At 34.4% G+C, this 10,879-nt stretch carries 9 protein-coding genes; 5 read left to right on the plus strand and 4 right to left on the minus strand.

Translation table 11 applies throughout. The annotated features are described in order from the left end of the window. Positions 1–119: 119 nt before the first annotated feature. From JCM11969_RS20015 to JCM11969_RS14740, 3 genes are all read left to right on the plus strand, one after another. Positions 120–716, plus strand: coding sequence for an ATP-dependent nuclease (locus tag JCM11969_RS20015; protein WP_054712328.1), 597 nt, complete (start codon positions 120–122; stop codon positions 714–716). Positions 717–735: 19 nt separating this feature from the next. After that, entirely contained in the window at positions 736–1,956 is a 1,221-nt protein-coding gene (locus tag JCM11969_RS14735) for an ATP-dependent nuclease (protein WP_263850081.1), read from the plus strand. Positions 1,957–2,196: 240 nt separating this feature from the next. Continuing rightward, the gene (locus tag JCM11969_RS14740; protein WP_054712330.1) at positions 2,197–3,105 is read left to right on the plus strand and encodes an AbiJ-NTD4 domain-containing protein; all 909 of its coding nucleotides are present in this window, start codon (positions 2,197–2,199) and stop codon (positions 3,103–3,105) included. An 865-nt stretch (positions 3,106–3,970) separates the two neighbouring features. Here JCM11969_RS14740 and JCM11969_RS14745 read toward each other — a convergent pair. From JCM11969_RS14745 to JCM11969_RS14760, 4 genes are all read right to left on the minus strand, one after another. After that, entirely contained in the window at positions 3,971–4,783 is an 813-nt protein-coding gene (locus JCM11969_RS14745) for an AAA family ATPase (RefSeq protein WP_002316690.1), read from the minus strand. Then, on the minus strand, positions 4,776–6,224 hold the full coding sequence (locus JCM11969_RS14750; protein ID WP_002316689.1) for a TnsB C-terminal domain-containing protein: 1,449 nt from the start codon (positions 6,222–6,224) through the stop codon (positions 4,776–4,778). Before JCM11969_RS14750 ends, JCM11969_RS14745 begins: the two co-directional genes overlap by 8 nt. A gap of 45 nt (positions 6,225–6,269) precedes the next feature. After that, positions 6,270–6,824, minus strand: coding sequence for a recombinase family protein (locus JCM11969_RS14755; protein WP_002316688.1), 555 nt, complete (start codon positions 6,822–6,824; stop codon positions 6,270–6,272). A 245-nt stretch (positions 6,825–7,069) separates the two neighbouring features. Then, positions 7,070–9,019, minus strand: a complete 1,950-nt coding sequence (locus tag JCM11969_RS14760; protein WP_054712334.1) for a heavy metal translocating P-type ATPase — start codon at positions 9,017–9,019, stop codon at positions 7,070–7,072. A gap of 298 nt (positions 9,020–9,317) precedes the next feature. On the opposite strand from JCM11969_RS14760, the gene JCM11969_RS14765 reads away from it, so the two are divergent. Next, the gene (locus JCM11969_RS14765) at positions 9,318–9,632 is read left to right on the plus strand and encodes an ArsR/SmtB family transcription factor (protein ID WP_031274120.1); all 315 of its coding nucleotides are present in this window, start codon (positions 9,318–9,320) and stop codon (positions 9,630–9,632) included. Between the two features lie 41 nt (positions 9,633–9,673). Further along, positions 9,674–10,582, plus strand: a complete 909-nt coding sequence (locus tag JCM11969_RS14770) for a cation diffusion facilitator family transporter (protein WP_054712331.1) — start codon at positions 9,674–9,676, stop codon at positions 10,580–10,582. Positions 10,583–10,879 lie beyond the last annotated feature (297 nt).

The raw sequence follows: 10,879 nt of genomic DNA on the forward strand, positions 1-10,879 counted from the left end.
TTTGCAATATTTTTTGCAGTAAAAAAGGATCCAAAATATAAGAGAATTAGTCCAGTAATATTGTTATAGCCTTTTAAGCTTTTGACCGTTATTTTATTATCAAGCAAGGAGAAGCAAATATGAAATTAGTAAGAGTAAAGATACATAATTTTAGAGGATACAATGATGCTGAGGTAAATATTGATGATCAAATGACTACTATAATTGGTAAAAATGATGTTGGAAAGTCCACAATTGTGGATGCGCTCGAAATATTTTTTAACAACTCTGTAGTAAAAATAGATAAAAATGATCTTAATATTCACGCCGAAAATGATCAGTCAGTTTCAATCTCTTGTGAGTTTTCCTGCCTTCCACAAAACATTATTATAGATAGTACTCAGCGTACTAATCTAAATGATGAGTATCTCGTCAATAGCAATGGCAATCTTGAAATAAAAAAAGTTTATGATTTTTCCAAAAAAACAATAACCCCAGAGATATTTGCGATTACAAAATATCCAGATAATCCAGAACTAGCTGACTTATTATATTTAACACATACTAAATTAGTTTCAGCTTTAAAAAAATTGCCTAACCCCATACAAAACTCAGTGGAATCACTTGTGGCCAATGCTCCAATTAGAATGGCAATAAGGTCTGCATATAAGATACAAAGTTTTTCGACAAAAGAAATCGACTTAAAAAAAAGTCGACGGAAAAAGTTTATGGAATAAAATAGAAGCTTCACTCCCGATATATGCTCTCTTTCAATCAGATAGACCTAGTAACGATTCTGATTCGGAGGTTCAAGATCCTATGAATGTTGCAATCAGAGAATCACTATCTAAGGCAACCAAAGATCTTGAAAATATCCAGAACAAGGTAAAAGAGGAGGTAACAGAAGTAGCTAAAGTAACCATTTCAAAATTGAGAGAAATGGATCCAGAAGTTGCTAAAGGACTCGAGCCAGTTTATCAAGGGGATCCTAAATGGGATAAGCTTTTCCAGTTTAAAATAGAAGACGAACAAGGAATCCCTCTTAATAAAAGAGGAAGTGGTGTTCGTCGTCTTGTTTTACTCAACTTTTTTAGGGCAAAAGTCGACATGAACAATGAGGCATTAATGACTAATGGCTTAATTTATGCAGTTGAGGAACCAGAAACAGCACAACACCCTGACAATCAAAGAAAAATTATGAAATCGTTGCTTGAATTAGGAAAAAGAATTAATTGTCAGATATTAATAACAACTCATTTAGCAGAAATTGCTAAAATGGCTCCTAATTCCGGTGTAAGATTAATAAAACGAGAACATGGTGTTACGGAAGTTTTAGATGATGAAGATGCATTGTCAATGGCAGCTCAAGAGGTTGGATTATTTGCTAACGTGTCGGCTGCCAAAATAGTTTTTTATGTTGAGGGGCCTTCTGATGTTACCTTCTTTAGAACCTTATCCAAGGTTCTAAATCAATACGACGCCCAAAAATATCTTGACTTTACAAATACTCAAGAATTATTAATTGTTCCTATGGGCGGCGGAAACCTTTCTCAGTGGGTTACTCTAAAATATCTTAAGTCATTAAACTTGCCTTCCTTTTATCTTTTTGACAGAGATATGAATCAAGCTCACAAAGTAGAAGTCAATGAATTAAAAGATGACCCGCATTGCTTATTCGCTAGTCTTACTGATCAACGCGAAATCGAGAATTATGTTTCACCTGCCACAATTGAAAGGTATTTTTCAAAAATAGTTGGAAATGGGTTTAATATGCCGTTTCTTGATAGTAACTCTGATGTATCAAAAACACTCAAACAGGCTGGCATAAGAAAACGCGAACCTCACCTTAAAGAGACACTGGCCAGTGAAGTCACTTCAGAAATGACAGTAGAAGAATTTTTTGCTAATGATAGATCTGGCTTCATGAGTAAACTCCTTGAAAAGTTGTCACATGAAGTCTCAATGAGAAGAAATTAGAAACATAAAGTCTTAGAAAATATTCAAACACCAAAAATTTAGTAGAATCACATACTGATATAAAATTCATTAAATTTATATCAAAAAAGGTCATTAGGGTATATGGTATCGGACTATCTTAGCTTCTTAATATTTTAGATACTAATTAGAATTATTTAAAATATGTATTAATTAAAGAGAGTAGCATTGAAAAACCAGGAAGAAAATGTATTGAAAACATATTAATTGGGGGATCTAATTATGGAATTATATTCTGAAAGAAATGGGAAAAGAGACCTGAAACAGCACACATATTGTATAAACGAAAATATGTACTCTCTATTACTTAGTTGCTGTACAAAATATAAAAAGAACCTTACCAAAATTTTTCAACTACCATGTCATAATTCATTTGTAGATAAAGACTACATTAAGTTTAATGAAAAACTTTTTTCGCAAAGGATTAATAGTAAAATACCATCACTTTTTCGAAATGAATCAGGAGCAATTGCTGCTCCTAAATCTGGTGATAATTATGATCAGTACGCTTTACTAGACTTAATTGAATTCTTTGGGAAAAATATTAAAGATGTGCGCGAAGCATGGAACAATGAAAATTATAGAAATTACAAAAATATTTATATATATGATTCCTCAAAAGTATTTAATGAGTTTAAAGATTCAATTAATGAATTATTTTCGGAAGCTGGATTACTGTATGAGTTAAACGATGAAAAGATTATCGAAAGACTCGTTGATGATGATGTTCTAACACCGGAAATAGAAACTAGTTTTGAATCTCTAACAGATAAAACACTACATGATCTTTTAGAGAGTGCTATTGACTTCTATAGAACTCCAAATAATTCAGCTCGTCAAGAATCACTAGAAAAATTGTGGGGGGCATTGGAGAGACTCAAAACATACTATGAATCACTAGGCAAGAAAAAATCAGCCGAAAAAATAGTGGAGAATATGGCTCATGAAGACGAATACTTCCGTAAAACATTTAATGACGAATTTACATTGCTGACGCATATTGGAAACACTTACAATATTAGACATCATGAAACTAGTCAAAAAGATTTACCAGATAAAAATTATTACGATTATTTATTCAATAGGTGCCTATCATTGATTGCTTTATCTGTTAAGTATTTATTAAAATAACCATAGTCCTACTTAGCAAATAAGTAAATAAATTTTGTTGTTTTCAAAAATTTTAAGAATCACACTAAATAACGAGTAATTCTGATTTAGGGTTATATGGTAGATTGCAAATTTATCCTAATACATGCGATTATGTGGTTTCGATATATTGTTATTGGTACATTCTTTGTCTTTTCACAACTCTGGTATCTGTTCTCACTGAGGTAGATAAATGCTTACTTTACTGATTAACTTATTTATATTGGGATGCGGAGTCGTCTTGCTAGTTTTCTCTTTTAGTTCTCAGAGAAACATATCCAGCAATCTTTAAGTAACTGGGCAATGGATTCCTTTATAATCGGGCCTATATTGGGATGGGCTGGCAAGAAGATGAATATTAAGTCTCCTTACCGTAAAGCTCTAATTATATTAGGAATATTTATAATCAGCATTTCTATATTTAACTTAATAAGCGCTGGGTAATTGCAATATTCTGCTACACAAGAGCTACATGAGTTGGTAATGTCTACTAAATGCATGTGAAGACCTCTTTAGGTTCTTTTGGCTTTAAACTATGGTAATAAATAATTTATTTTGAAAATGGTTTTAGATCATTTCTCAAAGCAAATTATTCCGATTTTCATAGCCGTTACCTATTCGGTAACGGCTATTTTTATGGGTAGTTAAGAGGGGCGCGGTGCTCCCCTCTTAACTACCCATAAAAATACCCGAAACGATCTTAGGAATCGTTTCGGGTCACTTATTTGAATTGGATTTTAGGCTTTGTGTAAATTTTGGTTTTATTTCGCACTAACTTCAAGCGCTATGTTGCACTAATAGAACAAAAAAAGACTATTTCGCTAAATGAAATAGTCCTTTTTATTACTTATTTTACTCCAATGACTAAACTATCTCGTGCAGCTTCCACTACTTCTGTCGTGATAGTTTCAAGGTTATTGATTTCTAATATTCTTTCGATTTGGGTGAAAAGTCTTTGGATAAGTCGAAAGTTTCCACTGGTAATTTTAATAATACTAGTGACAGCTTCATAATTAGCAAAATCTTCCAGTTGGACAGATAATCCTAACTCTTCCCATTTGTATTCCAGAATATGGTGGATCTCGTCTTTACTCAATCTGTCAAATTCATGGGCAAAACCTATTCTCGAGTAGAGTTGAGGATAACGAGCCAATCGCTTTTCTATACCCGGCATTCCAATAAAGATCATAGCCACATCTTTTTGGTCATAAATATCTCTTAATTGTTCTAAATGCTGTACTTTTAATCGATCTATTTCATCAATAATAATGAGATCAATTTCTTCATACACATTCGTTGAGTATTTTTCTTCTGCTCCTAACTGAAGAACTCTATACATACTTTTAACCATACCCATTTTACCACCGATCATATCGATTTCATTCGTCATTTTAGTCGCCCGTATGGCTGGAGCGGTGTAAAATATTGTTTTCGCTTCAAGGATTTTTTCATCTGCATTCATTCCGATTTCTTCCGATTTTTTGTAATCAATTTGTTTTTCGACCCAATTCCAATTTGAATATTGCTTAGCGGATAAAGTTTTCCCAACTCCGGGTAATCCATAACAAATTCCGATATATTTGTATTTGATACATGCCTGACAAAATTCTACAAAGCGTTTATATTCTTTTGTTTCAATAAAATAGGGTGTTTTATTCATTGTAATACCTCTTAATTTTTGACTTCTTAGAATCTTTTTTGTTTACAGGATTATCTAACTCTTTCTGCTTAGATGAAATAAGTTCTTCCGCAATATTATTTCCAGAATGGAGCTGATTTTCAAGGTTTTTCCGTGCTTTATTACGTGCCGCAACAATCTCTTTTAAATCGACTTCGTAATCAGAAATTTCAGGAGAAATTGCCGTACATAAATATTGGTCTTTGTAAAATACACGAATCTCAGCAATATCTCTTGGATCATATCGAATGATAACAGTTTCACCTACATAAGCTGCTAAATTGGTGTCAATATATCTTAAACCTTGGAAGTGAATTCCATCAGAATGAACTTTTCTTGGCTTTCCAACATTTAATAACAATAAATCTAAACTTTCTAGACTATCTGGTTGATGAGGAAGAAATCCTGAATTATTCCACATCTTTATAGGTTCCTGTTTTGTAGTGCCATGCACTCTATGGTGATAGTCATATATAATAAAATGCGCTAATTTCTCATCAAGCTCTTTTATCGTAAGAAGATTTAAAGTATTTTGATTCCCAATGTAACCTGGTAAATCTTGCAAAAATAATTGATTAATTGTTAAAAAGAAACGTTCTATTTTCCCCCGTCCTCTTGGCATACCTACCGTAGAAAAAATAAGATTGATTTTTAAATCAATTGCGACTTGCTCCAAATGATTTGAAGTGAAATCACTTCCGTGATCGGTATAGAAAGTTTCAGGTATACCACATATTTGCCAATCAGAGTTGCTTTTTTTCCATATTGCTTGGTGTAAAACTAAAGAAGTTTGAATAGCAGAAGGAGCTTGAAAACTAAGGAAATACCCTGCAACTGCTCGGCTATAATCATCTAAAATAATTGTTAACCATGGCCTCTCAGGCTTTCCTTTTTCGTTTAAAACAAGGATATCCAAGGGAGTGTGGTCAGCCTGCCATATTTCATTGGGATAATAAGACTCACGACGATAAACCAAATCATAATTATTTTGATATTCTTTTTTTCCTTTATGAGCAAGTTCCTTTAATTGTGGCGACAGATTTTTAGCAATCGCATATACTTGATTGTAACTAGGCGGGGCCCAATTTTTCTTTTTACAAATTTTACAGACTTTCCGATGAATAGAAGTTAAGGTGTTTTTTTTGTTTTCAAATATAAGCTTTTTAATTTCTTCTTGTACATTTTCTTCTACTTTAAAGCTTCCTGAATCCGAGCGCTTTCTTCGGATCAATCCTTTCAACCCTGATTGTTGATATTGATTTACCCAATGGTATAAAGTTCTTTTTGGAACCCCTGATTCTTCAGCAATATTACTCAAACTTTCTTCATGCTTAAGATAAGGGGCAATCACTTGATATTTATCCATCGCATTTTGTCGTAGTTCTTCTGAATATGAAGTTAATGGAGGAAGTTCTTGGTTCATGAGAACACCTCTTTCCCACGATTAAATAAAATTAATCGTCAATTTTTATTTATCCAAGTAACGATAAAGCGTTGACTTGCTGATTCCTGTCATCTCAACAATTTCTTTCACACTATATTCCTCACTTTTGTACAATTTTATTGCTCGTTCAATATCTCGTTGGTTCACAGGAGGACGCCCGCCTTTTCGCCCTCTAGCTCGAGCACTTTTTAAACCTTCTTTTGTGCGTTCAACAATCAAATCTCGTTCAAATTGACTAAATGCTTGAAACACAGTCATCATAAGTCGCCCTTGGGGAGTGACCGTATCAAAATTCTCTTTTAAGCTGATCAACTTTACATTATGTTCTTCAAAGTAATTTACAAGATCAATTAAATCTTTTGTGCTGCGCCCCAAACGAGAGAAGCTTTCCACGATAACTGTATCATCTGGACGCAATTTATCTTTCAGCCGATTTAATTGCGGACGGTTAGCTTTGGTTCCCGTCATTTTTTCGGTCAGTATTTCGTTGCAGTTATGTTCATTGAGCAAATCCAACTGACGAGACAATTCTTGTGATCGTGTACTTACCCTTGCATACCCATATATATACCCACTCATAATCCTCTTCCTTCTCTATTTTGATTTTCTCAATTGTATCATAAAGGGTGGGTAAAGATACGTAGATAAAGAGAAAAGTTTTGGCACTAAAAAACCCTTCTTCTAGTCTATAAAAGTTGTTATTTAAAATCGTCCCATAATCGATTGTTTTTGATACTAACTGATTTATAAAAATATGCCTCTAAAGTTTCCAAAACTTCAGAGGCATATGAAAACGAGAATTAGTTAATATTTGAAACAGGTTATTAATTTTTGATAGGCTTAGAATTAGACCTTAACAATCGAAGCCCATTCAGAATAACAACCAATGTACTTCCTTCATGAATAATGACACTGATTGCAATATCCGTTAAGCCTAAGAAACTAACGACAACTAAAAAGGCAACAACGGCCATTGAAAAAATAACATTCTGCCAAATGACACGATTCATTTTCGTAGATATATTATGAGATTGTACCAATTTGGATAAATCGTTTTGCTTTAAAACTAAATCCGATACCTCTACTGCCACATCGGTCCCATCTCCCATAGCGATTCCCACATCTGCGTTTACGAGAGCGGGGGCATCATTCACTCCGTCTCCAACCATGGTAACTACACCGTATTTTTCTTTTTGTTCGTCTATAATTCTGGATTTGTCTTCCGGCATGACATTCGCAATCACTTCATCTATTCCTAATTGTTTAGCGACTGCTTTACCCGTCATTTCTGAGTCACCAGTAATTAATGTGGTGTGTATGCCTTGTTCTCTGAAATAATCAATGGTTTCTTTTGCATGCTCACTCGGAACGTCCATAAGGGCAATAAGGCCTATAACCTCTTCATCTACTGCTACGTATACGACTGTCTTACCTTCTGACGCCCATTCATTATTTAAACGACTATATTCATCTGAAACATCATCAAACGAAGTCGGTTTTCCTATACGATAATTTCTCCCTTTGTAATCTCCCGTCAATCCTTTACCAATTTGGTTTTCTACTTCAATAGTTAGTTTGTTTTTTTGCTCAAACTTTCTTAGAATAGCATCTGCTAAGGGGTGATTGGATTCTTTTTCAAGAGCTACTACGATATCAATCATGTTTTCTTCGTTCACGGAATCAGCAAAATAATAATTGGTTACTTCAGGTTTTCCTTTGGTCAAGGTGCCCGTCTTATCAAATGCAATTGCTTTAATATCGGCTAATTGAGACAGGTAAGAACTACCTTTTGAAAGGACTCCTTTTTTGGCTAAATTAGAAGTCGTCGATAGCGTTGCCGAGACAGTAGCTGCTGCTAAAGCACACGGTGAAGCTGCAACTAAAAGGACCAATCCTCTATAGACACTTTGTGACCATGTCCAATCAAGTAGAAAAGGAGCCAATAACATGAATAGAGGAATGGCAATTAAAACAACTGTGACATATTTCGGTTCAAATTTTTGGATAATACTCGCAGCTTTTGTTTGGTTATCTTGGTTCTGATTCACTAATTGTAAAATTTTTGAAAATACTGTATCTTTGTTTTCTTTGGTGACTTTCATCGTGAAGGTACCTGTTCCATTGATTGTACTCCCGAAGACGCCATCTCCTTTGGATTTCTCTTTCGGGATACTTTCTCCATTAATAGATGACTCATCAATGGACGTAGAGCCTGACAAAATGACGCCATCAATGGGGACTTGATCGCCATTCAATACTTGAAGTTGATCTCCCACTTTTAATTCACTGACGTCAACATTTTTTGTACTGCCATCAGGCTGGATTAACCGGGCAGTCGTTGGATTCATTTCGAGTAATTTCGTGATTTCTCGTTTACTTCTTCCTTCTGCATAATCTTCCAAAAAATGTGCACCAGAAAAAATAAGAATCAATAATGTACCTTCCCAAAAATTCCCCATTAAAGAAGCGCCAATGGCCGCTAATCCCATCAAAATGTGAGAGTTGGGCATGAACTTTTTTTGAACTTTGGAGTTCTCGATTGTTTCTCCAAGGCCTTCAAGAATAATGACATGATATCCTGCACTGATTGTAGCGATTGAGAATAAAATATTTCGCATTAACTGATAATCTTCATTCAAAAATAAAGCGATCACCGCTAAGGCTAAACCAATAAAGTATAAAACGACTGGCATTTTCCCATGATCATGGTCGTGATCGTGGTTGTGATTATGATTATGCTTTTCTTGAGACTGTTGTTCTTGGATAGTTTCCACTTCTATTGCCTCCCTATATAATTTATAATTCCTTTGTTTTCCATCATTTACTTCTTGAATCACATAAATTTCTGCTATTTCTGACTCCTTTCGTTTATTCCAAAAGTAAATCGTAATGAATCCACTTTACATATGACTAATTAATCATATGTTTGTATACTCATTTTATATCGCTATATACATTTTGTCAAGATAAAGAGAACGCCACTTCTCTTTTATAAACAAAAGATTAGCATTGTTTCGCTCATATGGTAATATAGATATGAACGAAAGGTCATATGAAAGGAATAAAAACACTATGGATATAAAAACAACTTCTCCAATCGATAAAGGATCTATTCTGTCAATAAGCAAACTATTTAAGGTGATTAGTGATCCTACACGATTGTCGGTTCTCTTTCTTTTACAGAAAAAAGAGTGTAGTGTTGGAAATATCGCTATTTCTCTGGACATGGAACAGTCCGCTATTTCTCATCAATTAAAAACGTTGAAAGACGCACGCTTAGTGAAATCAAGAAGAGAAGGAAAAAGTATGCTTTACAGTTTAGATGACCTTCATGTTTTTAGTATTCTCGAACGAGTCTTAACTCATGTTAATGAATTAGAAAAATAAAACCAATTAGTATGTAGCATACAAACTTAGGAGGTTTTTAAATGTCAAAATCAGATAAAGACCATAATCACTCGAATCAGAATCAACCGAAAAAGAATATTAAAATTGCTTTCTTCATAAATCTTATTTTCTCTATAAGCGAATTTTTCTTTGGCTTTCTTTTCAATAGTGTGTCCATTATGTCCGACGCAGTTCATGATTTAGGGGACTCTATTTCAATTGGATTCGCTTGGTTTTTTCAAGGTTATTCAGAGAAAAAACAAGATGAACGGTTCACTTTTGGCTATAACCGCTTTTCTTTACTGGGCGCGCTGATAACTGGCGTTGTGCTAATTAGTGGCTCGTTTTTTATGATCTATCGTAGTGTGCCACGTTTGATTGACCCACAACCCGTAAATTATAGTGGCATGTTCTGGCTTTCTCTCGTAGCTATTGCATTGAATGGATATGCTGCGTGGATTTTAAGCAAAGGCACATCCAAAAACGAGAGCATGTTGAACCTCCATATGCTGGAAGACGTATTAGGGTGGATTGGAGTCTTGATTGTGAGTATTCTAATGAACTTTACCGAGGCTTATCGATTGGATCCTATCTTATCGATTTTGATTGCACTTTATATCCTCTACAAAACCGTTCCTGAATTTTTCACCACAATGAAAATTTTATTGAATGGTTCGCCTGAAAATGTAAACGTAAAGAGCTTGGCGGACTCCATTAAAAATGTTCCTGCTGTAAAAGACCTCTCACATTTTCACATTTGGTCACTGGACGGGGAAGAAAACGCCCTTATCGTCACGGTTCTTATAGATTCTTCCGATATAAACAAGGCTAGGGAAATCAAAGAAGAAATTGCAGAGCTTGCCCATACATCGGGTGTAAAGAATCATATCACAATAGAAATAACTACAAGTAAAGACGAACTGGAAAAAGGGTATGCTTATGGCAGTTAAAGTATTTATATATTGAAAAAAGGACTATTTTAAATCGAGTAGGAGACTAGTCAATTAATGGCTAGTCTCCTACTCGATTTATTAGTGCAAAGCACCCCTTAAATTTAATGCAAAATAAAATTACAATTTACAGCTTTGTTTCAAGACGTTTCTGGACGATCCGTTAGAGTATACCCTAGTGGCCATTTTTGATTCTGTGCTATGCTAGGAATTACAGATGTTCATTAGAACTGTCCAAAATGAGAACCGGAAATGGCTAAAATCGGTTATGCGCGTGTGAGTTCCAAGGAGCAACAT

It is taken from the genome of Secundilactobacillus paracollinoides DSM 15502 = JCM 11969, from assembly GCF_001311135.1.
In the GTDB taxonomy this organism is placed as follows: Bacteria; Bacillota; Bacilli; order Lactobacillales; family Lactobacillaceae; genus Secundilactobacillus; species Secundilactobacillus paracollinoides.